This is a genomic window from Candidatus Electronema sp. JM (assembly GCF_048287415.1).
In the GTDB taxonomy this organism is placed as follows: domain Bacteria; phylum Desulfobacterota; class Desulfobulbia; order Desulfobulbales; family Desulfobulbaceae; genus Electronema.
The window spans coordinates 1-26,481 of sequence record NZ_JBLWEN010000009.1 but is presented as its reverse complement, the minus strand read 5'-3'; the positions used below and the strand labels follow the sequence as shown (position 1 = coordinate 26,481).

Annotated in this window: 21 protein-coding genes and 2 tRNA genes; 9 read left to right on the top strand and 14 right to left on the bottom strand. The window is 57.2% G+C overall.

The annotated features are described in order from the left end of the window. On the top strand, nt 1-742 hold a 742-nt coding region (locus tag ACNKH6_RS02285), incomplete at its 5' end, for an IS1 family transposase (protein ID WP_417913927.1). Between the two features lie 212 nt (nt 743-954). On the opposite strand, the gene ACNKH6_RS02280 is transcribed toward ACNKH6_RS02285, so the two are convergent. From ACNKH6_RS02280 to rnc, 5 genes are all read right to left on the bottom strand, one after another. Continuing rightward, complete coding sequence (locus ACNKH6_RS02280) at nt 955-2,049, bottom strand: hypothetical protein (protein WP_417913926.1); 1,095 nt, start codon at nt 2,047-2,049, stop codon at nt 955-957. Between the two features lie 120 nt (nt 2,050-2,169). Then, nucleotides 2,170-4,284, bottom strand: a complete 2,115-nt coding sequence (locus ACNKH6_RS02275; RefSeq protein ID WP_417913925.1) for a hypothetical protein — start codon at nt 4,282-4,284, stop codon at nt 2,170-2,172. A gap of 263 nt (nt 4,285-4,547) precedes the next feature. After that, nucleotides 4,548-5,552 carry an elongator complex protein 3 gene (locus tag ACNKH6_RS02270; protein ID WP_417913924.1) on the bottom strand — a complete coding sequence of 335 codons (1,005 nt, stop codon included), beginning with the start codon at nt 5,550-5,552 and terminating at the stop codon, nt 4,548-4,550. Nucleotides 5,553-5,555: 3 nt separating this feature from the next. Beyond that, on the bottom strand, nt 5,556-7,574 hold the full coding sequence (locus ACNKH6_RS02265; RefSeq protein ID WP_417913923.1) for a S1 family peptidase: 2,019 nt from the start codon (nt 7,572-7,574) through the stop codon (nt 5,556-5,558). 52 nt (nt 7,575-7,626) lie between these two features. Beyond that, the gene (gene rnc / locus ACNKH6_RS02260) at nt 7,627-8,373 is read right to left on the bottom strand and encodes a ribonuclease III (RefSeq protein ID WP_417913922.1); all 747 of its coding nucleotides are present in this window, start codon (nt 8,371-8,373) and stop codon (nt 7,627-7,629) included. Nucleotides 8,374-8,456: 83 nt separating this feature from the next. On the opposite strand from rnc, the gene ACNKH6_RS02255 reads away from it, so the two are divergent. After that, nucleotides 8,457-8,531, top strand: a tRNA-Cys gene (locus tag ACNKH6_RS02255). A gap of 44 nt (nt 8,532-8,575) precedes the next feature. Here the strand turns inward: ACNKH6_RS02255 and thpR are convergent. Beyond that, nucleotides 8,576-9,115: an RNA 2',3'-cyclic phosphodiesterase gene (gene thpR, locus ACNKH6_RS02250; protein WP_417913921.1), complete on the bottom strand. Its 540-nt coding sequence runs from the start codon at nt 9,113-9,115 to the stop codon at nt 8,576-8,578. Beyond that, nucleotides 9,115-10,422 carry a citrate synthase gene (locus ACNKH6_RS02245; protein WP_417913920.1) on the bottom strand — a complete coding sequence of 436 codons (1,308 nt, stop codon included), beginning with the start codon at nt 10,420-10,422 and terminating at the stop codon, nt 9,115-9,117. The genes thpR and ACNKH6_RS02245 overlap by 1 nt, the downstream gene beginning before the upstream one ends. Here ACNKH6_RS02245 and ACNKH6_RS02240 point away from each other — a divergent pair. Both ACNKH6_RS02240 and ACNKH6_RS02235 read left to right on the top strand, forming a co-directional pair. Next, a complete protein-coding gene (locus ACNKH6_RS02240; RefSeq protein ID WP_417913919.1) occupies nt 10,408-10,695 on the top strand; it encodes a hypothetical protein in 288 nt (95 codons plus the stop codon). The two genes, ACNKH6_RS02245 and ACNKH6_RS02240, sit on opposite strands and share 15 nt — an antisense overlap. Then, a complete protein-coding gene (locus ACNKH6_RS02235) occupies nt 10,677-11,366 on the top strand; it encodes a hypothetical protein (RefSeq protein ID WP_417913918.1) in 690 nt (229 codons plus the stop codon). Before ACNKH6_RS02240 ends, ACNKH6_RS02235 begins: the two co-directional genes overlap by 19 nt. A gap of 16 nt (nt 11,367-11,382) precedes the next feature. On the opposite strand, the gene ACNKH6_RS02230 is transcribed toward ACNKH6_RS02235, so the two are convergent. Beyond that, the gene (locus tag ACNKH6_RS02230; protein ID WP_417913917.1) at nt 11,383-12,171 is read right to left on the bottom strand and encodes a hypothetical protein; all 789 of its coding nucleotides are present in this window, start codon (nt 12,169-12,171) and stop codon (nt 11,383-11,385) included. A 79-nt stretch (nt 12,172-12,250) separates the two neighbouring features. Between ACNKH6_RS02230 and ACNKH6_RS02225 the strand changes: the two genes are divergently transcribed. Next, on the top strand, nt 12,251-13,495 hold the full coding sequence (locus tag ACNKH6_RS02225) for an exonuclease SbcCD subunit D C-terminal domain-containing protein (RefSeq protein ID WP_417913916.1): 1,245 nt from the start codon (nt 12,251-12,253) through the stop codon (nt 13,493-13,495). A gap of 19 nt (nt 13,496-13,514) precedes the next feature. On the opposite strand, the gene ACNKH6_RS02220 is transcribed toward ACNKH6_RS02225, so the two are convergent. Next, a complete protein-coding gene (locus tag ACNKH6_RS02220; protein WP_417913915.1) occupies nt 13,515-14,186 on the bottom strand; it encodes an XTP/dITP diphosphatase in 672 nt (223 codons plus the stop codon). A gap of 350 nt (nt 14,187-14,536) precedes the next feature. On the opposite strand from ACNKH6_RS02220, the gene ACNKH6_RS02215 reads away from it, so the two are divergent. Both ACNKH6_RS02215 and mobB read left to right on the top strand, forming a co-directional pair. After that, nucleotides 14,537-18,415: a PAS domain S-box protein gene (locus tag ACNKH6_RS02215; RefSeq protein ID WP_417913914.1), complete on the top strand. Its 3,879-nt coding sequence runs from the start codon at nt 14,537-14,539 to the stop codon at nt 18,413-18,415. After that, the gene (mobB, locus tag ACNKH6_RS02210; RefSeq protein ID WP_417913913.1) at nt 18,412-18,987 is read left to right on the top strand and encodes a molybdopterin-guanine dinucleotide biosynthesis protein B; all 576 of its coding nucleotides are present in this window, start codon (nt 18,412-18,414) and stop codon (nt 18,985-18,987) included. Before ACNKH6_RS02215 ends, mobB begins: the two co-directional genes overlap by 4 nt. Here mobB and ACNKH6_RS02205 read toward each other — a convergent pair. Continuing rightward, nucleotides 18,956-19,029, bottom strand: a tRNA-Gln gene (locus ACNKH6_RS02205). The two genes, mobB and ACNKH6_RS02205, sit on opposite strands and share 32 nt — an antisense overlap. A gap of 121 nt (nt 19,030-19,150) precedes the next feature. Then, the gene (locus ACNKH6_RS02200; RefSeq protein WP_417913912.1) at nt 19,151-19,966 is read right to left on the bottom strand and encodes a C-GCAxxG-C-C family (seleno)protein; all 816 of its coding nucleotides are present in this window, start codon (nt 19,964-19,966) and stop codon (nt 19,151-19,153) included. Between the two features lie 379 nt (nt 19,967-20,345). Between ACNKH6_RS02200 and nifE the strand changes: the two genes are divergently transcribed. Continuing rightward, nucleotides 20,346-21,716 (top strand): nitrogenase iron-molybdenum cofactor biosynthesis protein NifE, encoded by a 1,371-nt coding sequence (gene nifE / locus ACNKH6_RS02195; RefSeq protein WP_417913911.1) that lies wholly within the window; start codon nt 20,346-20,348, stop codon nt 21,714-21,716. Nucleotides 21,717-22,001: 285 nt separating this feature from the next. On the opposite strand, the gene ACNKH6_RS02190 is transcribed toward nifE, so the two are convergent. The 3 genes from ACNKH6_RS02190 to lpxK all read right to left on the bottom strand — a co-directional run bounded on the left by ACNKH6_RS02190 (nt 22,002) and on the right by lpxK (nt 24,976). After that, complete coding sequence (locus ACNKH6_RS02190) at nt 22,002-22,385, bottom strand: DUF3883 domain-containing protein (protein WP_417913910.1); 384 nt, start codon at nt 22,383-22,385, stop codon at nt 22,002-22,004. A gap of 306 nt (nt 22,386-22,691) precedes the next feature. Beyond that, entirely contained in the window at nt 22,692-23,678 is a 987-nt protein-coding gene (gene lpxC, locus ACNKH6_RS02185; protein ID WP_417913909.1) for a UDP-3-O-acyl-N-acetylglucosamine deacetylase, read from the bottom strand. A 227-nt stretch (nt 23,679-23,905) separates the two neighbouring features. Next, nucleotides 23,906-24,976, bottom strand: coding sequence for a tetraacyldisaccharide 4'-kinase (lpxK, locus tag ACNKH6_RS02180; protein WP_417913908.1), 1,071 nt, complete (start codon nt 24,974-24,976; stop codon nt 23,906-23,908). A gap of 125 nt (nt 24,977-25,101) precedes the next feature. Here lpxK and ACNKH6_RS02175 point away from each other — a divergent pair, with 125 nt between their 5' ends. Next, on the top strand, nt 25,102-26,229 hold the full coding sequence (locus tag ACNKH6_RS02175; protein ID WP_417913907.1) for a branched-chain amino acid ABC transporter substrate-binding protein: 1,128 nt from the start codon (nt 25,102-25,104) through the stop codon (nt 26,227-26,229). The last annotated feature ends 252 nt before the right edge of the window (nt 26,230-26,481 follow it).

The following is a 26,481-nucleotide window of genomic DNA, read 5'->3' as shown; positions in this document are numbered from 1 at the left end:
AACTCCTGCCGAAGTGAATCCGTATTTCATGCCGCAAGCGGACAGCATTGAGATTGAAATAAAAACAGATGCGGAGGCTGATGAATTCTGGAGCTATGTCGGCAGGAAGAAAAATCAGAGGTGGACTTGGTATGCAGTGGAAAGAAAGACTGGTGTAATACTTGCGTGGCACAACGGAAGACGTACAGATGAAAGCTGTTCACGTCTCATGGCCAAGCTCGCCGCTTTTCCTGCAACCCGTTATTATACCGATGATTGGCAAAGCTACAGGAAGCATATTCCATCCTCGAAACATATTGTCGGAAAAGCTGATACGTGGAGAATAGAGAGAAGAAATCTCAACTTCAGAACGCATATCAAGCATCTGAACCGAAAAACGGTTTGTTTTTCAAAAAACGAAAAATGTGATAGGAATGTATATCAACCGTTACTATTTCCAGAACGGTCGATACTCGGAAAATATTTGATCAACGGGTTTGACCCAGCACCTTCCTTTCTATCCATTCAGGGAGCGTTATTTATGGAGACAGAGCATATAATTCCTATAATATTGAAGATGAGCTTAAGCGGTCAAATATTGTTTTTAATCCTGTCAGGAAGAAAAATTCAAAAAGAAAATATGAGCCATCTGCCGAAGATGGAATCAAGCTCATCCGAAAAAGGATTGAATCAGTATTCAGCGTCATCGCTCAAAGATTTCCAGCGCATATTCATGCTGTCACGGCTCAGGGGTTTGAGTTGAAGATTTTTCTGTTCATATTGGCTTACGGCATTGAAAAAACGATGATGTAGGTCACAACTTGGGTTATGCTACGGCTATAAAACGTGTCCGCTATTGCGAAGACAGGTCAGCACTTGGGTTTGTTTAAAGAATCGGAGGGTAATCATCCGGAACTTAACAGCCGATGTATTCCGTCTGCTTCACCTCCAGCATAATACTGAGGAGGTGGCTTGTTAAAGGTGCCGCGCCTGTAGTTGCGCCGACACCGCCTTGGTCAGCTCCAGCACCTTGCGGGCGTGCGCCTGGCTGAGGGAGCCGGTGCCGCAGCTCGGCGTGATCAGGCATTGGCGGAGCAGCGCGGACAAATCGCGGCCCGGCTGGACGAGCTTGACCATCTGCACTTCCCACAGCTTGGTGAGCGAGTCCGCGCTTTCCTTGTCTATATCCTCAGCCTGACCAGTGGGCACACCACCCCAGGCGAGAATGCCGCCCCGGTCAAGATAGCTGTGAACCTGCCCGGCCTGCGCCGCCGCCTTGTCGAAGAAGTTGTAGGCATCAAAGCTGAGGATGTTGATGCGCGAGCTGTAGAGCATCTCCCACTCGGTGTTGGCGCAGACATGAATGCCCGCCAGCCCGCCTGCGCCCTGAATCGCCTCGGCGACCTCGTTGACTAAAGCCTGCACCGTTGCCGCATCCACGGAGATGAAGGCCGACGAACCCAGCCCGGCCAGCGCAGGCTCGTCAATAAAGACAATCACCTGCCTGCCGCCGCCGCGTTCGGCCAAGAAGCGGGTCTGCCAGGCGGCTTTCTGGGCGATGCCCTTGACCACCATCTCCCGCACCGTGTCGTCGTAATAACCCGCCCGGCCCAGCCTGTCCTTGATGCCGGTGAGCATGGTGAACGGCCCGGTCACTTGGCCCTTGACCGCAATGCTGCTGTGCCGGGCAAGGCTTTCGCCAAGCAGATGCAGTCCTTCGGCCCGCTCGCGGCTGACCTGAAAGCGGGAGCCGGGCAGCTTGTCCGGCTGCTCCTGCACGGCCAAGCAGTCCTCGTAGAAGGTGAGCATCTGCGCCTCAAAGTCCGGGCCGCTGGTGTCAAAGAGGATGCGGCCTTCCGGCGAGGTTAGGTTCTCCTCGCGGATGCAGGGAATGCCCTCGGCGAACTGCGGCATCATCTGCTCCAGAGGATTGCCGGGCAGCTGCGGCCAGAGAGGGATTTCCGGCGTGGCGGCGAATATCCAGTCAAGAGCCTGCTGATGGTCGTTGAGCGGCAGAGAGCCGATGAGCACGGGCAGGCCGGAAGGGGTGAAGGGAATATTTGATGTCATAAATTACTTTGACCTTACATGGGCTGGAATCATTCTTATCAAGTTTTCCAAAAACGGCAAACACAAAGACAGCTCCTTGCGGAGCTGTCACCTTGCTGCGGCATCACCACTGCGCCGCCGCTATTTTTTGTTGCAAACCACGGCCTGAGCAACAATCTTCAGGCTCGCCTCGTCGCCGCTGACCCTGACTTCATAGCTGTCAATGGCCGCATGATTCAAGCCTTCATGCGCGTTGCCATACTGTTCCGGGCGAACAGTGGCGACATTGCTGACACCCACATAGAGGTGTGTTGCGCTCATGGCTACAGAACCAGTCATAGTGAATGTCGCTGTCACGCTGCTGCCTTCGTACTTGATTGTCAGCTCGCCGACTTTCACCGCCTGGCTCAGATCATTGCCCGCCGCGCCGCTGTATATCGTCTGGTTCAGCGTCTGTCCTTTGTTTATGCTGATCTGCCAGCCCCAAAGACTGCTGGGCAGGATGTCATCCAGCTCGGTCGGGCCAAAGGCAAATGCTGTCCGGCAGGTTCCGCCAGCATCGCGACAGATAATTTGGCCGCTGCTGTCAATCCCCACCATAAAATCACCTTCATAGCACTGCTGCACGGAGGAGACCGCTGTTGTCATCGCTTCTGCGAGAAACAATGAAGGACTGGAAGAGGTTGTTGGGCAGGAGCATACACCATCCTGCCCTTTCAGACCTGTTGGCCCTTGCGGCCCTTGCGGCCCTGCTGGCCCTTGCGGCCCTGCTGGTCCCGCTATCCCCTGAAGCCCTTGCAGTCCCTGCAAGCCTCTGTCGCCTTTCGCGCCAGTGGGGCCTCTCACACCCGCAACGCCTTGGTCGCCCTTCAGTCCCTGAATTCCCTGCGCACCGGTCGGGCCAGTCAGGCCGCGCTCGCCTCTTGCTCCAGTAGTTCCCGCCGGGCCTCTGTCACCTTTTGCGCCAGTGGGGCCTTTCACACCGGCAACACCTTGAACACCGGTCGTGCCGCGAACACCCGCAACGCCTTGGTCGCCCTTCGGCCCCTGAATTCCCTGCGCACCGGTCGGGCCAGTCAGGCCGCGCTCGCCTCTTGCTCCAGTAGCTCCTGCCGGGCCTCTGTCGCCTTTCGCGCCAGTGGAGCCTCTTGCACCGGCAACACCTTGAACACCGGTCGTGCCGCGAACACCCGCAATGCCTTGGTCGCCCTTCGGCCCCTGAATTCCCTGCGCACCGGTCGGGCCAGTCAGGCCGCGCTCGCCTCTTGCTCCGGTAGTTCCCGCCGGGCCTCTGGCCCCGGCGACCCCTTGGATGCCTTGCGCGCCGGTTGCTCCAGTCAGCCCTCTGTCACCCTTCAAGCCGGTCGGGCCAGTCAGGCCACGCTCGCCTCTTGCTCCGGTAGTTCCCGCCGGGCCTCTGTCGCCTTTTGCGCCAGTGGGGCCTCTCACACCGGCAACTCCTTGAACACCGGTCGTGCCGCGAACGCCCGCAACACCTTGGTCGCCCTTCAGCCCCTGCGCTCCAGTTGGGCCAGTTATTCCTTGCGGGCCAGTCGGACCGATTTTTCCTTGAACGCCCTGAGGCCCTTGCTCGCCGGGTTCGCCTTTTACCGCCACAACATCCCAGCAGCCAACCGGCGCGGCATCATGCAGCGGCTCCACGCCTTCGACAGATTTGCAGCAGGTGTTGACATAACTGCTGCCTGCATACTGCACAATATCGCCAGCAGCATATACACCGCTGGCCTGCCATGCGCCAGCCCACGCGAGACCATCTTGTCCGCAATCTTCTTCCGCATCTGCGCGGCAAACTGCAGCCTGCGCGGCAGCTATATACAACGTGTCGCCAGTATACCTTGAGACATCAACTGTATAGATATCTTTTTTTTTGTCCGTCAGAGAGAGATGCTGATATTTCGCATATTGTCCATGTGCTGTTGTCGGAGCTTTCTTGCTGCTCAAATAAAAATTGGTTTCGCTCATGACAAAGCCTTCCAACATGGAAAACGTCACCGTAAGCTGGTCGCCGTCATACTTTATTCGCAAAACACCAGCGAGAACGCCGGTGCTGAAGTGCCGTTTTTTGCTCACGTTGGTATAAATCGGCGTGGTCAAGCTGGCACCTTTGCTGATGCTGATCTGCCAGCCGCGTTGCCACGGGTTGCCGTCGGGTGTGCTGTTAAATTTTTTCTCTCCGTAGGCAAAGGCTGGCGCGCAATCTGTCTGGTCAGCGTGGAGATCAGCTGCTGCCAGCATGAGTGCCGCCACGCATAATATGGTTAATTTGCTTTTTATTTTCATGGAAGAAGCCACCTCAGGCCGCAGCATTTGATGTTGTCTCCTCCTTTTTCTTTTTAGTTATTATATCCCGTAATATCATTTCAGCACAGAAAAATCATACGCGATCTGTCCGATTTTTATAGATGAATATTCTTTTGCCGTTACCTGTCCAGATAATGGAAATGCGAATGATTCTCATGTCTATTTATGAATGATATTCCCACAATGAAGGACTCATTTCATGCAATCGCAATTGTTCCTCGCGGCTGTTCCGGGCTGGTCTGCAAGCTAATGCGCCGCCAAAGGCCGAGCTGTTTCAACCGGTTGATATTGAAGGATTTCAAACCTCGAAACACAGACTGGTCGCGGGGATTGATACGCAGAGCAACATGGCCTGCCGCAGCCTGCGCCAGCAGCTTCCGCGTCTGCCGCAGCATCAGCCGCGAGCTGATTAATTCGCCAAATGCCGGATGCCACGGCCCGGCCAGCAAGGCGGCTTCCAGCTCTGTTCCGGCTTGCAAGCCTATCCGCACGACACGAATTCCTGCCTGTTCCAACCGCTCTTTCATAAAAGCGGCAAGCACGACCGCCTTGCCAAGACTGAGCGGCCTGTAGCTGTGATTTTCATGCAAATCCGCCAAACCACTGCCCCGCAGCACCAGCAGAGGATAAAGGCGGACAAAATCAGGCCGCAGGGCAAGCACCTGTGCAAGGGTTTGGCGCAGCGAGGACGTGCTGTCTCCGGGCAGGCCGAGCAGAAGCTGGATGCCGACTTCCAGTCCGGCCTGACGCAGCGCAGCAACTGCCCGCTCGGTGTCGGCAGCAACATGGCCGCGCCGGGCGATGGCCAAGACCTTGTCATTCATGGACTGCGCTCCCAGCTCAACTGTGGCGACGTGATACGCTTTAAGAAAGGCAGCTTGCTCCGCATCCATGCAGTCAGGCCGGGTGGAAAGGCGGAGCGACCGCACCTGCCCGGATTGGAGAAATGGCGCGGCAGCGGTCAGCAATTCTTCCTGACGCGAACGGGGCAGGGCAGTGAAGCTGCCGCCGTAAAAGGCGATCTGCGTCGGGCGGCTGGCAGCGTTTGTTCTGGCCAGCCACCTGAGGATTTCCGCCTGCACTGCCGCCGCGTTCACCGGCGGACCGCCCGTTCCGCTGATCTGCCGCTGATTGCAGAACAAACAGCGGTGCGGGCAGCCTTCGTGGGGAATGAAAATGGGAATGATCAGCGGGCCAGACACAGCTCAATTAAACTGAATTGCTTGCAAAAAATGCTGGCAATCCTGCTCAATGCCGCTTGTCTCGTCCGTTCCTGTTTTGTACGCGCAGCCGACGGCGAATATCCGTTCAATTTTCTTGCCGTCAAAGGCGGTCAAGGTTTTCTTGGTCTGCGGCGCGATATGCTGAATGACGCGGCGGTCGTCTTTATCCATCACTTTGCCGGAATATTCGCCTGCGCCGCTGGCAGCCTCGCCCCAGTTGGCGGCGTAGCTTTCTTGGCTGAACGGGCTGGCCTCAAACAACGGCCAAATGGTGTACTCTGCCGGGCTGCCTTTTTGCGGAAACAGCTCGAACAGGACTAAATCTTCAGCCAAAAGCTGATCATTGGCATAGCCGAGATGCAGATGCACAGAAGATTTGCCGCTGATCTTCGGATTGCTGAAAGCAAAGCGGAAATTTTTCAATTGCACCTTCAGATTGCTGCCGTCTCCGTCTTTGGCAATTGCCGCATTTTTGAAAAACGCGGGCAGATAGTGCTCGCCCAAGGCCAGATATTCTGTCCAATCATCCACATCACCCTCGTAACCGACCGACATTTCATCGGTGCTCTCTTTGAGGATGTCGAAGTAATTCAGCTTGAGCGAGGAAGCTGATTTGGCGGTCACATTGCAGAGCGAACCTTTCGGATGCGGCAGACAGTGCATGGTGAGAAAGGTGTTGTTATGCGGACTGAACCAAAGATAATAGGACCATTTTCGCCCCAAGCGGTCTGTCCATGCGCTGCGCTGATCCGGCTCGCCGAAGCTGATGATGCGAACCTTCTCCTTGCCCACATAGCGGTAATAGGGCACGGCTTTCAGCAGGGTGTCCATCAGCAGCTTTGGAGAATCCAAAAAGGTTTTGAGCGGAGTTTTCGGAGCCTTTTCGATCAAGGCCTGCAAGGCAAAATGGAGCGATTCGCCCCGCCAGACATTCTGTTCCGCAGAAATCGGCAGTTTGTCCATGCTGTAGCCGATCATGTCCCATTTTTGGAAATCAGTATTCGGCACCAGCGCGGCAAAACCTTGCGCAATCTGCTGATTGCGCAGCATGTGGCGGAAACGCTCGCCTTGCGGAAAATTTTTGTCTTTGACTTTCTCAGTCAGTTCATTCGAGAGTTTTTTGTAGAACTCATCCAAGGCGTTCTGCGATTTTTCCGCGACATCAGCCAACGGCGCGGGCAGCGGCAGACTGAATATCCAATCCTTGACTGCGGTTTCATCCGTTCCAGCAAGTTCCACTGTGACATTGCGGAGCTGAAACTCGGCCTTATCATGCGCCAAGTTGGCGGCCTCCGCAATCGGCACCGCAATATTGTAATTTTCCCCGGTGTTCGCGCGTTGGACGATCACTCCGGCAACCTCGCCCGCCACCGTGAGCAAGGGGCCGCCGCTGTTGCCGGGCGAGGCTGGTGAGGAAAAACGGATGTTCTTCCACAGTCCATATTCGTGCTCGTCGGTGAATGAGGCCACCTGTCCGGCGCGGTATGAAATACCTTCGCCAAGGGCATTGCCTGCGGAAAAGACGGTGTCGCCAATCTCCGGCACTTTACGGCTGTAGTTGAGCGGCGTGATTTCGGACGGGTACTGCTGCAAGTCAAAAACGAGCATGTCCCGGACGGTTGAATAGCTGCGGATTGCGCCGACTGGATACACCTTGCCCTCGCTGTCGCGGATAAAATAGTTCTTCTGCAAGGTGAAGTGCATCGGGCTGAAGACATGGCCTGCGGTCATCAGCTCTTTGTCGCTGATAAAAAATGCGGTGCCGATGCTGTAGTATTTTTCATTCCGCTCTTTGAAATCCAGTTTATCAAAGGGCAGTTTGCGGTCATACTCAATTTTTTCACTCTCCAGTTTCGGCGTGACCACTTCATAAATGCCATGACTGAGTTTTTTAATCAGTTCCTTGTCAAGGAAGGTGACATTATTTTCCGCCCGGAGCATTCCTGCGGCGGTCAAGGTGATGATGAACGAAAAGGCTGCCGCATGTCGGAGAAGATTCATAGTGTCTTTTGGGTAGGTGCTGAGAGAAAAAATTGTTGAAATTGCCTGCGCATCACATAGCTGAGACCGCTTGCGCCTCCAGCTTGAGCTGCTCCAAAGCCGCCGCCGCCGCCCGCTGCTCGGCCTCCTTCTTGCTGGAGGCCGTTCCGGCTCCCAGCGTCTGGCCGCGAAACTGCACCGAGACGTTGAAGAGCCGGGCATGGGCCGGGCCGTCTTCGGAATCCAGCGCATACTGCGGTCCTTCGTTGTGCCGTTCTTGGAGGATTTCCTGCAACTTGCTTTTGGCATCCGCCGCAATCAGCTTTTCGCCCTGCCGGTCAATCAGCGGGCTGAAATGCCGCCGCACATGCGCCTGCACCGCCTCGTAGCCGCTGTCGAGGAACATCGCTCCGATCACCGCCTCGTAGGCGCAGGAGAGGATGGAGGCTTTCTCCCGCCCGCTGGAGCTGTCTTCGCCTTTGCCCAAGAGCAGATGCTTTCCCAGCTCAAAACTGCGGGCGATGTCGGCCAAGCTGCCCTCGTTGACCAAGGCGGCGCGGATGCGGGTTAATTTGCCCTCGCGCAGGTCTGGAAAGCGGAGATAGAGCAGATGGCCGACCGCCATGTCCAAGGCCGCGTCGCCAAGAAACTCCAAGGTCTCATTGTGCCTGCCGCAGTCCATCCGCTCAAAGGCGAAGGAGCTGTGGATCAGGGCAAGCTGGAGCAGCTCGCGGTCGCGGAAAACATGGCCGATGCGGTCTTGCAGCAGGGTCAGCTGCTCCGCCTGTCTGATGGCAAGCTCTTCAAGCGTGGTTCCCATAGTCCTGTTTGAAAAATTCCGGGCGGGCTGATTTTCCCCTTGTCAAGATCGCCCCGGATGGAGTATAAATTGCCGCACAGCAGGGCGACGTAGCCAAGTGGTAAGGCAGAGGTCTGCAAAACCTTTACTCAGCGGTTCAAATCCGCTCGTCGCCTCCAAAGGACATTCAAGGCCGGTGAAATTCGTTTTCACCGGCCTTTTTTCATGCCGCCGCCAGCGGATATTCCGCCTCAACAAAATGCTTGGCCCCGTCCGGCGCAAGAACGCTGCGATACAGCCGGAAACTGCTCACCGGAAACGGCGGCGTGACGAGCAAGCTGTGCTGAACAAGCCAGCCGCCGATTTTGCTGGACGGAGTTCCGCGCAGCCGGGCCAGCGTCACATGCGGGCTGTATTTGCGCCCTTCCGGCTCCACGCCGACGCGCTTCAGCGCATTTTCAATCTGCCGGTGCAGATGCAGCAGCGGCTCGGATTTCTCCAGCCCTGCCCAAAGCACCTGCGGCTCCTGCCGGGGCGGAAAAAAGCCGACCCCTTTGAGTTCCAACGAAAAAGGCTGGCAGCGCACTGCTGCCAAAGCCTCGCCAATCTCCCGCCGCATTGCTCCGTCTGCCTCGCCGATAAAACGCAACGTCAAGTGGAGCTGCTCGGTCTGCTCCCAGCGTGCGCCGGGCAGGCCGCAGCAGAGCAGGGACAGCTGCTCCTTCACCGCCTGCGGCAGGGCGACAGCGGTGAAGAGGCGCATCAGCTCCGCTCGGACATCGGCACAAAAGGCCGCGCCGTTTCGCCGATATATATCTGACGAGGCCGTCCGATTTTCGAGCCGGGATCCTCCTGCTGCTCCTTCCACTGCGCGATCCAGCCCGGCAGACGGCCCAGCGCGAACATCACCGTGAACATGTTGGTCGGAATGCCAAGGGCGCGGTAGATGATGCCGGAGTAAAAATCCACGTTAGGGAAGAGGTTGCGCTCAATGAAGTACTGATCTTTGAGTGCCACCTCCTCCAGCCGCAGAGCGATCTCCAGCAGCGGATCAGAGGAGTTGGAGTTGAGCGAAGCCAGCAGCTCGTCGCAGGCATTTTTGATGATCTTGCCGCGCGGGTCAAAGGTTTTATAGACCCGGTGGCCGAAGCCGGAGAGCTTGAAGGGGTCGGACTTGTCCTTGGCCTTGTTGATGTACTTCTGGAAATTGCCGCCGTCCAGCTGAATGGCCTCCAGCATGGTGATCACCGCCTCGTTCGCTCCGCCGTGCAGCGGCCCCCAGAGGGCGTTGATGCCTGCGGCGATGGAGGCGTAGAGGTTCACGCCCGCGCTGCCGACCAAACGCACTGTGGAGGTGGAGCAGTTCTGCTCGTGGTCGGCGTGAAGAATGAGCAGCTTGTTCAGGGCCGCCACCGCCTCAGGCCGGATGGTGTACGGCTCCACCGGGCTGTCGAACATCATGTTGAGAAAGTTGGCGCAGTAGCTCAGATCCGGGCGCGGATAGATCAGCGGCTCGCCAAGGCTTTTTTTGTACGAAAACGCGGCGATGGTGCGGATCTTGGAGATCAGCCGGGCGGCGGTCAGATCGAGCGGCGCGGACGGATCGTCGTTCATCTCCGGGTAGTAGCTGCACAGGCTGTTGACCATCACCGACAGAATCGCCATCGGCGGCGCGCCGGGCGGGAAGCGGTCGAAGAAATGGATCATGTCCTCGTGAATCAGCGAGAAGCGGTTGAGCAGGTTCCGGTAGCGCTGATATTCCGCCGCGTTGGGCAGATGGCCGTGCACAAGCAGATAGGCGACCTCGACGAAGAGGCATTTTTCGGCCAGCTCCTCGATAGGATAGCCCCGGTAGCTGAGGATGCCCTTGTTGCCGTCGAGAAAGGTGATCTTGCTGGCGCAGGAGGCGGTGTTCTTGTAGCCGAGGTCAATGGTGGTGCATCCGGTCTGCTGGAGCAGCGTGCTGATGTCTATGGCTCGGTCGCCTTCTGTGCCGCGCACGATGGGCAGGCTGTAGGATTTCCCTTCAATGGTGAGGGTGGCGCAGTCGCCGCTGTGGCTGTCGCTCATGACGGGCACCTCTGGCTGATGTTGACGGATGAAGTTCCCGCCCGCGCCGCAGGGACGGCAGGCGGCGGAAAGATGATGCGCGGCCTGCCCTGTCCGGGTACAATGCCGTGCGGCAAGGGATTGAAAACAGGCGGCGGCGCAGGGCTGCCGACAGAACAGAGCGGGAGCGTCGGACAGGGGCCGATTGTACCGCAGATTCCCGAAAAGATCAAGGCGGAGAACAAAGCCGCCGCAGCCCCGCAGGACAAAGTGACATGCAAGCGCACGGCGTGATGGACGAACTGGAGAAAAAACGGCGGCATATCCGCACCCTGATGCGTTACGCCGTGCCTGACGAGGCGATGGACGCGGCCCTTGACCTGCTGCTCATCTTCCGCGACGACCGCACCGCCTTAGCTGTGCTGGAGGAATTTTACAGTTTCCTGCCGGAGGCCAAGAACGACTGGATCAAAGAGCTGCGCCTTGTCGCCCGGCAGCGGGGCGTGTTCCTCATCGCCGCTGTGGCCTCGGAGGATGCCTACCTCTATTTGGTCTCCAGCGAGGGCATCGAGTTCAACGGCAGCCTGCGCGAAGGCTGGCTTGACCGCAGCCTGCTCGACTTCTTTGAGTTTGCATCCGCCGAAGTCTTCCAGAATGCGGCCAAAGACGTGGAGCAGCTCCCGGAATATCAGCCGCTGCAATTGGATGCCGATCTCTGCCCAGCCTGCCAAGCCGCCACCGGCGAGCCGCACGAGCTGGGCTGCCCGGTGGAAATCTGCCCGTGGTGCGGCGGCCAGCTCATTCATTGCGACTGCCGCTTCGAGCAGCTCGGCGTGGACGAAATGAATGAGCGCGACCTGCTCCGCTTTGAGGTGCTGCTGGAGGAGCAGGGGCGCGTTGCCTACTCCCCGGAGCAGCGGCCCAGCTTTGCCGATGAAGGGCCGGGCGTGGAGTTGGACGAATGACAGCGGCACTGCCTGATCACGGTCTGGGCAGGGTGGTCAGCGGGCCGGGCGTGTCATCACATTGGCTGACACAGTTGAAATTCGCAGGACGGGTGTCACGGGTGCAGTATTTGCGGCCATAGGGATCAGTCAGATCAACCTGTCCGCCCAGCTCCTCTGTCCTGCCGTCGCTCCATGTCACCCGGCAGCGGATGCCATGCCAGAAGTTTGCTTGGCCGCCGCACTGCTCGGCGATTTTCTCATACGGCTTGCCGAAGCATTGCTCCTTGACATGCTGCCACGACGACACTGCGGGCGGGGAAAGCGGCGCAGGTGGCTGCGGCTGTTCCGCAGGCCGGTTTCTGCCATGCCGCGATGACCTCGCTGCGGTCTCTCGTTCCCTGTCCCGTCGTGCATCATCGCGCCGGTCCGAGTCTGGGCAAGGACGGGCCAGATCAGTGCGCGGCTGCCAATCTTCAGCGCAGCGGTCAACTTCGCAGTCTGTCAGCCCCTGCTCGCGGCATCGCCGCACTGCATTGCGCCGGGCCTGCCGTTCGCGGTCAGCAGAATCACCCTGCACCGTCTGTCTGTCGTCACGCCGATCATACCCGGAAGCGGTGCAGACATAGCCTGCGCCTGAACTGGCGCAGCGTTCCTCACAGCGGTCGTGCTCCAGCAGGCAGTCCTCGCAGTTGTTGTATTTCTCCTCGCTGCGGCTGTGGTCAGGTCTGCGCTGCACGGCAAAAACGCCGCAGTCTTGGGCGGCATACGCTGCCGTTGACAGGAGCAGCACGCCGACGGTCAGCAGACAACGTGACATTTTCATGATACGATAGTTCCTCCTATTGGTGAAAAAACATACGGCTCATCGTAAGGGCCGCCGCTGCTTCTGTCAACAGTCCATAATGAATCCTTCTCCTTTGCGCATTCTCCACACCTCTGACTGGCACTTGGGCCGGATGCTGTACGGGCGGCAGCGGCACGAGGAGTTCGCCGCCTTCCTGCATTGGCTGCACGAGACCGCCTGCGCCGAGCAGGTTGACATCCTGCTGGCTGCGGGCGACATCTTCGACACCGCCACGCCGGGCACACGGACCCAGCAGCTTTACTACGACTTTCTCTGCCGGATGGCCGCCTCGCCCTGCCGCCATTTAGTTATCACCGCAGGCAACCACGACTCCCCCTCCTTCCTCAGTGCGCCCAAGGAGCTGCTTCGCCGCTTCGACATTCACGTCATCGGGACGAAAGCAGCTACGCCTGCGGAAGAAGTGCTGCTTCTGCGCGATGCGGACGGCGAGCCGGAAGCTGTCGTTTGCGCTGTGCCTTATCTGCGCGACCGCGACCTGCGCTGCTCTGTGGCCGGCCAGAGCAATGAAGAGCGCGAGCGCGATCTGGCTGAAGGCATCCGGCGGCACTACGCCGAAGTCTGCGCCGCTGCCGAAGCCCTGCGGCAGAGCCTGCCGCGTTCAGTGCCCATCATCGGCATGGGGCACCTCTTCGCTGCTGGCGGCAGCGTGGTTGAGGGCGACGGCAGCCGCAGCCTCTACGTCGGCTCCTTGGCCTGCGTCGAGGCCGACGCATTCCCGCCTGTGTTGGATTACGTCGCCCTTGGCCATCTTCATGCGCCGCAGAAGGTCGGCGGCAGCGAGACCCGCCGCTACAGCGGCTCGCCGCTGGCAATGAGTTTCGCCGATGCAGGCAGGCTGAAAAGCGTCTGTTTGGTTGAGTTCACGGCGGACGGGCCGCAGGTGCGTCTGCTGCCAGTGCCGGTCTTTCAGGAGCTGCGCAGCGTGCGCGGCGCGTGGCCGGAGATCGCCGCCGAGCTGACCCGGCTGCGGGCGGAGCAGCGCAGCATCTGGCTGGAGATCGTTTATCAGGGCGAGGAGATCATCAGCGATCTGCGCGAGCGGACGGAAGCGGCCACGCACGGCAGCCGCTTGGAAATCCTCCGCCTTTGCAACCCGCGTCTGAACGCGCAGAGCCTCAGCCCGGAGGACAGCGAAACGCTGGCTGAACTGAGCCATGAGCAGGTTTTCCGCCGCTGCTTGGACAGCCACGAGGTGCCGGAGACGCAGCGGTCCGGCCTGCTCGCGGCCTATCAGGAAATCACCCGCGAGCTGCTGGAAGCTGACCCGGAGGCAGGGTTATAACGTCAAATGGCAAATTGGGTTACGCTGACCAGTCGTTGTGTTCAAATTCGGCGTGATCAGGTTTGGCAGGTTTGACCTCGCTCATCCGCAGTTTGAGCCATGCCAGCACCTTATCCAGTTCCGTCGCGAATTCCTGCATGGCCTTGCCCCGGTGACTGACCCGGCTTTTTTCTTCCATGCTGACTTCGGCAAAGGTCTTGCCGAAATCTTCGTAAAAGAAAACTGGATCATAGCCGAAGCCCGCCGCACCTTGCCGCTGTTCGGTGATCCGCCCCTCGCAGCGGCCTTCCCACGTCAGAGCCGGGCCATGCGGCACAGCCAAAGAAAGCACACATTCAAACCGGGCCGCGCGGTTGCTCTTTCCCGCCATCTCGCGCAGCAGTTTTTCGCAATTATCCCAGTCCGCAGCATTCTCACCGCTGTAGCGGGCTGAATACACGCCCGGCGCACCGTTCAGCGCATCCACAACCAAGCCGGAATCATCCGCCAGCGCGGGCAGGCCAAGAATTTTGGCATAATGCACGGCCTTCTTGTAGGCATTTTCGTCAAACGTGGCGCCGTCCTCAATTGCCTCCGGCATCGGCCCAAAATCTTTCAGGCAGCGGACATCCACCGGAAATCCTGAGACCAACGCTTGCAATTCCTTAACTTTATTCTGATTGCTGGTGGCCAGCACAATAATGTTGTCCATGATTTTTCCTCCTGCGGGCAGTTCGTTCCGCGCCGCCATAATCTTGCAAAACACCGTCTGCCGTATTGTCGGCCCGTCCGCATCTTACCTGATGCGGCGTGACTTTGCACTCGGTTCAGAGAGAATCTCCTGAACATGCGGTGTCTCTGCCGCGCCAGAAAAGGCTATTTTTCAGGCGGCAACTTGGGTTATAATACAACGCGGTATGCAATGAGACTGGGTTGCGGGCGCACGAATTCGCTGCTGTTTCTTCCGCCCGCAGACAGACTTTTTCTTCGTTCCTTTTTTCATGTGACACGTGCATTCCAATGCGACCAAGTGTGCCTTTCTACAGACAGCTGCGGTTCAGCATGATCATGACGGTGCTGCTGCTCGTCACCATGATCAGCGGAACCAGCATTCTGATCAGCTATATCGCGACAGGGAAAAAAATCGAAAGGGATGTGTTCAGCGATTTTTCCAGCACCGAGGACGTGGTTGACAGCTGCCTGAGCATCTACAGCCGGTATCTCCGAACCGTCACCGTGGCGGCGGAAGAAAAAGTGCGCCTGCGGCGGAAGCTCGAAGGCAACAGCAGCTGGCTGCCGTCAGAGGAAGATATCCTGGCAGAGGAACGGAACCACACGATTGATATCTTGTTCTTCACCCTTGGCGATGGCCGTTTAGCCGCAGCGTCCCAAGCGGGCCGCCGCGATGCGGAGCTGCTTGCCGCTGATCCCACGGTCAAAGAGCAGATTGCCAAAGCCAATCAGTTCACTGCAATTGTGCTGACCAATCCTGCCAGCAACAGCTCTGAGCAAAAAAAGTTCTTCCTTCTTGTCGGCACCCCGGCACTTGAAGCTGGCGCGGACAGCGGCATTGCGGTCGGCGGCTATGTCTTGGACAGCAGCTTTCTCAGCCGCCTGCCGCTGCACCGCCGCACTGGGGTCAGTTTGGTCAGCGACAACATGGTGTTGGCCAGCAGCCTGCCGCCCGAACTGTACGGCGGCGATGCGGGCAGCCCCCCCTTTTACAACTCCACAAGCCAGCTCCCCGGCGCGCTCGACCTGATCTACGAAAGCTCATTCTTTAGAGAGCGGATGTATTTAAAAACAAAATATATTCCGTTTATGAAGGACAGGGGGAGCAATCTGCTGGTCATCTCTCATCCAGCCAAGTTGATTTTGGCGACACGGGAGGAATTCGGCCAGCATTTTATTATCCTCTTTTTTATCGGCTTCTGTTCGGCATTGATTTCTGTGCTGTTCATCACCGGCTCGGTACTGAATCCGATCAACGACCTGCAGCGGCTGGTGCGCAATATCAGCGAAGGCAAATTGGACGACCGAATTGACACCAGTGTGAGCAATGAATTCACCCCGCTGATCCTCCAGTTCAATACGATGCTGGATAGGATACAGCGAAACGATGAGCTTCTGAAAGAGCGGGTCGAAGCGAAGACCAAGGAGCTGCAACAACAGAATATTTTCATTGACAACCTCCTCCGTTCTTCGCAAATCATGGCCATTGCCGCCACCGACATGGATATGAATATCACGTATTTCAATCCGGTGGCGGAGCGACTCTTCGGATATGCGGCTGGTGATATCATCGGCAAAAAAATAACCAATTTCAGCACGCATGTCAAAGATCAGGAAGAGGTGTTCCGCCGCCTGATCGAACAGGCTTTGGAAAAAGGGGCGCATACGTTCACTATCAGCACTGCGGACAAAATCACGTATGATCTGTCGGACAGCAACGGCCATGCGCCGAAACATAACGGCAAACCCTGCCAGACCATCGAGATATATCTGTCGCCGATCCGGGCGGCGCAGCAGGAGAGCGGCAGCCAGAGCGTCACCGGCCTGATGCTGATGGCTCAGGACATCAGCAAGGCCAGAGAGATGGACGAGCGCCTTCATGCCGCCCTTGCCGAGCTGCAAGTGATCATTGACAACACCATGCTGGGCATGATTCTGCTGCAAGATGGCCGGATCGTTCGGGTCAACACCACCTTTGAACGCATGTTCGGCTGCGCTTTCGCGGAACTGCGGGAAATGCTGTGGCCGGTGTTCTACAGCTCAGTTTTTGCGGACAAAGAGGCAGAATGCTGGGACGGCAGCGGCAGAATGCACTATCTGTTCAGAAGGAACGGGAAGGACGGTGAGCAGCCAGAGCCTTTCTGGTGCAAACTGCGCCAGGTTGCCATTGACGACGATCAGCAGGAGCTGCGGCGCGAGCTGCTGCTGTTTGAGGATATGAGCAGTCAGAACGAGATGTTTGAGAAAATTCAGCGTCTCAGCCAAGCGGTGGAGCAAAGCTCGAATTCCGTGGTGATCACGGACACCGAAGGGGTGATTGAATACGTCAACCGCACCTTTGTCAAGCTGACCGGCTATCAGGCCGGAGAAGTGATTGGCCGCAGTTTGGCCATGCTTGCCCCGGACGAACGCAGCGCGGCAGCGTATGAAGCCATGCGGACTTCGGCTATGGCCGGACAGGAATGGACTGGCGAGTTAGTCAACCGGAAGAAGAACGGCGAGCTGTACGAGGAAAGCGTGGTGGTCTCGCCGATCCGCAATGAGCAGAACGAAATCACCCATTTTGTCGTCACCAAAGAGAACATCACCGACCTGAAGCGGGCGCGGGAGCAGGCCGACGCGGCCAACAAGGCCAAGAGCGAGTTTCTCGCCAAGATGAGCCACGAAATCCGCACGCCGATGAATTCGATCATCGGCATGACAGAGATACTCCTCGACAGCAGCCTGCCGCCGGAGCAGCGTGGTTATCTCGAAAACGTCAACAGCTCGGCCTCGGTGCTGCTTTCCCTGATCAACGACATTCTTGATTTTTCTAAAATCGAAGCCGGACGGCTGGAATTGGACAGTCATCCGTTCAGCATCCGCCATTTGGCTGAAGAGATTGTCGCCACGCTGAAAATTCTCACCGATCAGAAAGGGATTGAGCTGCGGCTGGCCGTGCGTGAGGAAGGTGTCTGCTCGGTGCTGGGCGACTCCCTCCGCATCCGGCAGGTGCTGCTCAATCTCGTCGGCAACGCGATCAAATTCACCCGCAAAGGGTATGTGGCCTTGGAAATTGATGTCCATCCCTTTGATGAGGGACATTGCGCGGCGGATTTCAGAATCATTGACACAGGCATCGGCATTGCCAAGGAGCAGCAGGAAAAAATCTTCGCTGATTTCACCCAGGCTGACAACTCCATCACCAGAAATTACGGCGGCACCGGCCTTGGCTTGTCCATCAGCAGCCATTTGGTGCAGATGATGGGCAGCAAAATTGAGCTGGACAGCGAACCGGGCAAGGGCAGCACCTTTTCCTTCTCTCTTCTGCTGGAAGACGGCGGAGCCAGCGCGGCGGCAGACATGCTGCGGCAGGAGGAGGAAATCAATCCCATCGGCAGACGGCTGGACATCCTTTTAGTTGAAGACAATCCGGCCAATCAGCAGCTTGCGGTCATTTTGCTGGTCAAGCAGGGGCATCAGGTCACAGTGGCCAGCAACGGCGTGGAAGCCTTGGTCTGTCTGAGCAAGCACAGCTATGATATAGTTTTCATGGACATGCAGATGCCGGTGATGGACGGCCTCACGGCCACGAGATTCATCCGCAGCTTTGAGCAGGGACATTCGGTCGAGCTGCCTCATGATCTGCTTGGCATCGCTGATCGGCTGCTTGAACGGCTGGCAGGCAAGCATTTGCATATCATTGCCGTCACAGCCAATGCGCTTCAGGAAGACCGTTTTGTCTGTCTTGACGCAGGCATGGATGAATATTTGAGCAAACCCTATAAAAAAGCTTCTATGCTGAGAACGTTGCAGCATTTTGATCAAGGCGTGCAGCTTCAGGCTGCCGGGCCGCCCTCATCAATCCCAGTCACGGAGCCTGTGTCTCCTGTGCTTGTGGAGGAGCAGGCCGTCTCGCTGCAATCCGTCAGAGCGCACCTCATCAAGCAGTTTGAGCTGGAAGCCAATGACGCAGATGAGGTTTTGTCCGCCTATGCCGCCTCGCTCAAGGAAAATCTCAGTCATCTTAGCGAGATGATCAATAAGGGGCAAGGCATTGAAGCAGGCCGTCAGGCTCATGCCCTCAAAGGCAGTTTGCTGAATCTTGGTTTGGATGAGCTGGCAAACACCGCCTTAATTTTGGAAAAAGAGCTGCCCAAGCAGATTGAAGCCCAGCACCGGAAAATGGCAGCCCAGCTTGCCGCCGCGCTGCGGGAGTTGATCGCATGATGCCGCCGCTGATTACCTTCATCGGCTGGCATAGCTGCGGCAAGACCACGCTGGCCGCGCAAGTCGTCCGGCTGCTCAAAGAACGCGGCTGGCGGGTCGCTGTGGTCAAGTCAACCAAAGACAGCGGCCTCTTTCCTGATCAGGCAGGCACAGACACCGCCATTCATCGGCAGGCAGGGGCAGACGCAGTGGCCTTGGCCGCGCCGGACCGCCTCTGCATCACTGTGGACAATCAGGCGAAAGATTTGGCGGCCATCGCCCGCCGTTTTTTTGCGGACATGGACATCGTCATCGGCGAAGGCTTTAAAGAAGCAGAGAATGTGCCAAAAATTGAGGTCTTTCGAGGCCGTGGCCCGCGCCTGCGCGGACAGGTGCCCGATGTGATCGCTGTGGCTTCCGACTGCGAGTTGCCAGAGGAAGACTGTTTCGGTCTGCATGAACACAGCCGACTTGCTGATTTTATTGAAGAGCGTTTATTGCGGAAGAAACAAGGACAACAGGCCGCCGATTCTGCGCCTGCGGTACGGAAGGCAAAAAAACTGGCTGGGGGACAGGGATTCGAACCCCGATAAGCGGAGTCAGAGTCCGCTGTCTTGCCGTTAGACCATCCCCCAGCAGGGATGGCATGAAGATAAAAAAAAATGAGCCGGATGTCAAGTAAAAATTATCGGCTCAAGACATCGGCAGAGCCTGCCTCTTTTCCCCTGCTCCACCGACGCGCAACTTAAACCCGGCTTATGCCCCTTTCTTCGGCTCCTCCGGCGGAGGAAGCGGAGCCTGCGGTATCTTGGAGCCGTGACATTCATAGCAGTTTTTCTGGCCGGTGATGCCGTGCAGCTTGCCGCAGTTGAATTCGCTGTTAGACTCGTATTTGCCGTCTTTCCAAGTATTCAGCAGCTCAACAGCCTTGCAGGCCACGCTGGCGGTGAGGCGGGCGCAGCGGTCTTTCCGCTCTGGGCTGACCAACGCCTTGTTCGCCGCCTTCATCCACTTGCCTACAGAAATATGGCAGAGCGGCGAGTTGCTCACAGTTTTAGGCAGCTCTGTGGTAACTTTCGGATTTTTCGGCATATACACCGGCATCAAGGTCTGCGAATACCATTCCATGATATCAATGCACATGTTATGGGCGATGGTGTTGTCGCTCAACGGCTTGCGCGGGCCGATGATCAGGCTGAACACCATGTTGGCTCCTGCCGGTGCGCCGCAGATGGTGCCCCAGCCTGCTTGGCCGCCTTCGAGATAAACATAGGCATCAATCGGGAAGGATTTATACGGCTCACCGACTTTCTCGCGCAGCTGGCCGAAAATGCTGCTGATCACTGCCGCGCCGCAGAAGACCCTGTACCATTCTTCGTAAGCAAGGGCCGCAGTTTTTTCAGGATCAAGTTTTTCGTAGGGCCACGGCCATTTTTCGGTGGAGCCGTCTTTGGCCGCAGCCGGGCTGATCAGGCCGCCGATGTGGCTGATGGCCGCGCCCGCTGCCAGCGCGCCAGTGCCCGCCAGAATCTGCCGTCGTGACACGCCTTCCGTGACCACTTTTTCTTCCACGGTCGCAACCTCCCCTTGATTTACCTTTTTTTATTGAAAACGCTCCCGCTTGATACTGGCGGCCACGCTTTATCTGCTATAAAACAAAATGCTTTCCGCGACTCAAACTACCGCAGAGTGCTAATCTCGTCAAACAAAAAAGCAGCCTTGCTAAAAAATAATGAGAGTCATTCTTGTTTCATCTCTCTTTGGGGTGCCGCCAGAAAAGATAAGTTTGTTCAATTTCGTAATAACTAAACAGAATTGTTAAAAATAACAAACAATATCTTTGCTGCGCACTGCGCTGAATACATTGCACAACAACAAGATGCCTGTGTGGCACAAATTTTGCAACGGAAACTTGAAGACCACCTGTTTCATTTTTCACAGAGGAAAAACTATGAGCGCGGTGCTGCTGAAAGAGCGGGAAAATCAGGTTCATGTCAAGGGTGAGAAACCCTTCAACATCGTCTGCAACAAGGACAGCCTCGCCGGGGCAGTCAGTCAGCGGGCCTGCGTTTTCTGCGGCTCGCGGGTGGTGCTTTATCCTATCGCCGATGCGTTGCATCTCGTGCACGGCCCGATCGGCTGCGCGGTCTATACTTGGGATATTCGCGGCGCGCTCTCCTCCGGGCCGGAGCTGCACCGGCTTTCCTTCTCCACGGATTTGCAGGAGAAAGATGTCATTTTCGGCGGCGAGAAAAAGCTGCGCCGCGCCCTGCTGGAGCTGATCGCCCGGCACAGCCCGAAGGCGGCCTTTGTCTATTCGACCTGCATTGTCGGCATCATCGGCGATGACTTGGAGGCGGTCTGCAAGGCGGTTGCGGCGGAAACCGGCATTCCGGTGATTCCGGTGCAGTCGGAGGGTTTCAAGGGCAACAAGCGGGCTGGCTATCAGGCCGCCTGCGAGGCGATGTTCCGCTTGATCGGCACCGGCGGCACAGAAGGTATCTCCAAATACTCCCTCAACATTCTCGGTGATTTCAATCTGGCCGGGGAAATCTGGATGGTGCGGGAATACTATGAGCGCATGGGCTTGCAAGTGGTGGCCAACATCACCGGCGACGGGCGGGTCGCAGACATCTGCCGAGCACACGGCGCGGCACTGAACGTGGTGCAGTGCTCCGGCTCGACCATGCAGTTAGCGAAGATGATGGAGGAAAAGTACGGCACGCCCGCCATCCGGGTTTCGTATTTCGGCATTGAGGATATGTCCGAGGCGCTTTACGACATCGCCCGCTTCTTCAAAAAGAAATATCCCGACGATCCCGAAGCGGACCGGATCATGGAGCGCACCAAAGCCTTAGTGCAGGAGAAGGTGCGCGATCTGGTGCCGAAGCTGGAGAAATACCGCAAGGCCTTGGCCGGAAAAAAGGCGGCGATTTACGTCGGCGGCTCGTTCAAAGCCTTTTCATTAGTCAAAGCCTTCCGCCTGATCGACATGCAGGTGGTGATGGTCGGCTCGCAGACCGGCACGGAGGAGGACTACCGCGAGCTGGAGGCGATCACCGATCCGGGCACGGTCATCGTGGATGATGCCAACCCGCTGGAGCTGAACAATTTTCTCAAGGAAAAAGGCGTGGACATCTTTGTCGGCGGGGTCAAGGAGCGGCCCATCGCCTACAAGCTGGGCATCGGCTTCTGCGACCATAACCACGAGCGCAAGGAGGCACTGGCCGGTTTTGAGGGGATGCTCAACTTCGCCAAGGAGGTGTATTCCTCGGTGATGAGTCCGGTCTGGCGGTTTGTGCCGAGAAAAGAGGCGGGCTGAAAGTTTTGCTATTACTCAACCCAAGTTGTGGCCTATAACATCGTTTTTTTCGATGCCATAGGCCAATATGAACAAAAACACTTCAATTCCATGCTCTCCTCCGTGTGCGGTTGTATTTGCGCCGGTCAGCAGAAATATATAACACATGCGGGGAGGCATGGATTTTTCAAAATTTACAGGTCACAACTTGGGTTAACAGGCTACAGAAATGAGTCGAGAATCAGCAAGGCGATGCCGACGGCCAGCGTGGCGAGCTTCCACGGACGGATGCATTCTTTCATTTGGTCAGCGTTGATTAGTTGCAGACCAACTTTTTCTTTTTTCCTTATTAGATAGCCTTGTCAGCCGGGCATGAACCTTAAGCTGCGCCATATCAAGCAAATCAGCTTGCGGAATCAGATACAGGTCAAACGGTTCAGATTCTCCTTCGACAAGATACAGAAAATAATCTCTGTCACGCTGCATCGCTTCTGTTTCATTAGCTGTTAGCTGGAGCCAGCTACTTCCTCTTTTCTTTTTCCATTTCACCTCGATGTGTCTCTCGCCGCCGCTTGCTGCATCCTTGCTCAGAAAATCATACCCTGGATTTTCTTTTGCCTTCTCAGGTAAACGGCCTTTATCAATTTCAAATTGATAAACAAAATCTTCCGCTTCATTTTCAAACAACATGACAACTCCTTCGTTTGATTGTTTGTCTCAAACGCTTCGGTAGTGGATAAAATCCGTTGACAGCAAGCGACAACTATCTGTTATCAAAGAAACAGGCCGTGCTTTTCAACTGGTTTAGCCCACCACCAACGCTTCTTTACAGCATGCGGCAATGCGCATTCACCCTATCATACCAGCCCGGATGAAAAAAGCATCCCTGATTTTCGCTGCCTGCGGAAAGGGCAAAAAAAACGCCCGCTGGCTTGCGGAAGGCCAGCGGGCAAGGAGAGAAGAAACAAACAGCGGTGCAACAGAACAGCAGCCGCTTCAGGCCGGACAGGGCGCAGGAGCGGCGGGGAACAGCAGGCCCGGAAGGGAAACAGGCAGTCTCTTCTTCCGGGGTTTGGCCGGGGTGAGAACATGGGGCTGACCCGGCTTGCGGAACTCGACATATTCCCAGCAGTCCGGCGCATCAGCGACCGCCTTCATCAGGCTGTGGTGCAGGGCGTGGCCGGAGCGGCTGGCGATGACGTGGCCGAGGATCGGGCTGCCGAGCAGGGCCAGATCACCGATCAGGTCTAAGACTTTGTGGCGGACAAATTCGTCCTTGAAACGCAGGCCGTCCTCGTTGAGGACGCTGCGGCGGTCCCAATGAATGGCGATGACGTTTTCCAAGGTGCAGCCGAGGGCGAGACCGTTGCGCCACAGCTCCTCGACCTGCTCGACAAAACCGAAGGTGCGGGCCTGGGCGATTTCGCGGGCAAAGCGGGCGTGGCTGAGGTCGAGCGAATAGCTCTGGTCGCTGATCAGCTCGGTGCCGAAGCTGATGCTGCCGGTGATTTTGAAGCCGTCGTGCGGCTCAATGCGGATGAATTTGTCGCCGGAAACGCAGGAGACCGGCTTGGTGAAGCGGATGACTTTGCGCAGGCTGCGCTGCCGTTTCCGGCCAGCGGCATCAAGGAGCTGCACAAACGGGCCTGCGCTGCCGTCCATGATCGGCACTTCGTGGCCGTCCAGCTCAATCTCGGCGTTGTCTATGCCCGCGCTGTGCAGGGCGGCCATCAGGTGTTCGGTGGTGGAGACGCGCTCTTTGCCGCTGCCGAGCGTGGTGGCGAGCGTGGTGTCAACAATCTGCTCCATCCGGGCCGGAATGGCGTTTTTTTTGCCCAGATCGCTGCGGAAAAAATGGATGCCGCTGTTTTCCGCCGCCGGTTTGATGGTCAAATTCACGGCCTTGCCGGAATGGAGACCGATGCCGCAGCAGCTAACCGGTTGCGCCACTGTGTGCTGATGCGGGTCTACGTTGAACGCCATGCTCTTCACCATGTTTGTTTTAACCTCGTCTCTTTCTTTGTAGCACGTTCTCATGCAAAAATCCGGCCAAAAATTTGTTTTTTTGCATTTGACGGAAAAGGAGAACGGTTCTCAAGAAGATACAGGCAGATAAAAACAAGGGCCGCAGCAGCGGGCTACGCAGGCGGTCTGTGGTAAAAAGAACACAGTAAAGATTTGCACTCGAAGCTGTGGTGTTTTTGCCACAGTCACTGCGGCAGCCGCCGGTTTTTTCCGCCTACCCGTTCCAGAATCAGCTTGTCCAAGCTGGATTCCGGCGCGGACTGCATCAGCACGCCGTAGAGCGGCAGCGGCAAAGCCAGCCCGCGCAGCTTGACCAAATCCTTTTCCGTGCAGAGCAGGCAATCGGCACCAGCTTTCTCCGCTGCCTGAACAAGCTGGCGCACGGCCTGCTCTTTGTAGGCGTGATGATCGGGCAAGGCTTTAAAGTCCGCAGGCTGGACAGCAAGCTGCTGCAAGTTTTTTTGAAAACCCTCTGGCCGGGCGATGCCGCAGAAGGCGAAGCAGCGTCGGCCTGCCAGCTCACTTGCCTGCGCAGGCATTCTCCGGCCATCTTTCACTTGCCGGACCAGCCCTGCCGGGCGGCTGCCGCTGAAAAAGACCGGCCTGCCGGGAAATTTGTTTTCCAGCAAGTGCTTAAAACGCACGGCCCGTTCGATGTTGCCTTCATCCGCGCCGGTGAGAACAAAAGCATGAGCGCGGTAGAGAGCACGCACCGGCTCGCGCAGGTCGCCGCCGGGAAACACCCGCGAATTGCCCGCCAGCGTGTCCGCGTTGAAGAGCGCCAAATCCAAATCACGGCGGATGGCGAGATGCTGAAAGCCGTCATCCAGCAGCAACACATCCGCGCCCATTTCCACCGCTTTTTCCGCAGGCAGCCGCCGGACAATCCCGGTCAGCACCGGCACGCCGGGCAGGGTTTCTGCCAACATGCGCGGCTCATCACCGACATAGCCCGCATCCAAGAGCGGCCTGCCGCCGTCGGAAACAATATTGATCCGCTCCTTGGTCGAACCGCCGTAGCCCCGGCTGATCACTGCCGGGCGGAAGCCGTTCGCCAGCAGCAGACGGGCGGTGTGCTGCACCAGCGGCGTTTTGCCGGTGCCGCCCAGCGTCAGGTTGCCGATGCTGATCACCGGCACATCAAAAGTGTGCGAGGCGAAGACCCCGTTGGCGTAAAACTGCTCGCGCAGGCGCATGGCGAAGCTGTACAACGGCGAGAGCGGCCTGCCAAGGGTCTGATAAAAATTCCGGTTCATGTGCGCCTCCGCCTGAACGTGCAGTTTTCTGGTGCATTTTTGCTGATGGTGTGAAAAGATAGCAGATTGCGGCCTGCTTTGCAACGCGGGCATTGACAAGACATTCTTTTCCAAGGAGGAACACTGTGAAGATTTGCGCAAAACTGCTCCCTTTTCTGGCTGCCGCAGCATTGGCTGCCAACGCCTTTGCCGCTGACAGCGAACCGGCTCCGATTAAAATCGGCGTGGCCGGGGCGCACAGCGGCGATCTCGCTTCCTACGGCATTCCGGCCATGCGGGCGGCGGAACTGGTGGCCGAGAGCATCAACGCCAAGGGCGGCATCAACAAGGCCAAGATTGAGCTGGTGATTGAGGACGATGTCTGCAAACCGGAAGTGGCGGCGAACACCGCGACAAAGCTCGTTTCCGCCGGGGTGAAATTGGTCATCGGCCACATCTGCTCCGGTGCGACAAAAGCGGCATTGCCGGTGTACACCGAGGCGGATGTGATCGTCATGTCGCCATCCGCCACGGACAGCGACATGACCCTGAGCGGCAAATATCCGACCTTTTACCGCACCATCGCCCCGAACAACGCCCAGGCCAAGGCGATTGCCGATTTCACCGCAGACACCTTGAAGGCGCAGAAAATCGCCATCATTCATGATAAAGGCGATTACGGCAAAGGGCTTGCGGAAGACGCGCAGAATGAAATCCGCAAAGGCGCACTGGCCGAAGTGGTGCTTTTTGAGGGCATCACGCCAGGCGCGGTGGATTATTCGGCCATTGTGCAGAAAATCAAAATAGCCCGCGCCGATGCGGTGATTTACGGCGGCTATCACCCGGAAGCCTCGAAGATTGTCACGCAGATGCGCAAGAAAGGGCTGAAGACGCTGTTTGTTTCGGACGACGGGGTGAAGGACAATTCCTTCATCAAGATTGCGGGCGATTATGCGGAAGGCGTGTACGCCACCGGCCCGGCGGATGTGTCCAGCAATCCGGTGACGAAGCAGTACCGCAAGGCGTATGCGGACAAATACGGCGGCGAGCCGGGCGCGTTTTTCGACAACGCGGTGGCGGCGGCCATTGCCTTGACCACTGCGGTGGAGAACGCGGGCGGCTCGACGGACAAAAAAAAGGTGGCTGCGGAACTGCACAGCAAGATTGCGGCCACGCCCTTTGGCGAGATCAAATTTGACGAGCGCGGCGACGCGATTGGTGTCGGCTACACCATGTACACGGTCAAGGAAGGCAAGTTTGTGCAGGTGGAGTAAGGGGTTGCGGTAGGGGCGGTTCGCGAACTGCCCTTGCTTGTTGCAGCAGTTGTGTTAAATAACTTGGTAGTGGGTTAAATCCGTTGCTCAGGCGTTTTCTGAGTATCGTCCATTCTCAAAGTAATATTTGTTGATATAGCTGAAGCACTATAAAATGACACCATACTGAACCACACAAAACAGATGGCCTATTCAATAGATTTTCGTCGGAAGGTTTTGGAGATTAAAGAGCGGGATGGCCTGAGTTTGGAG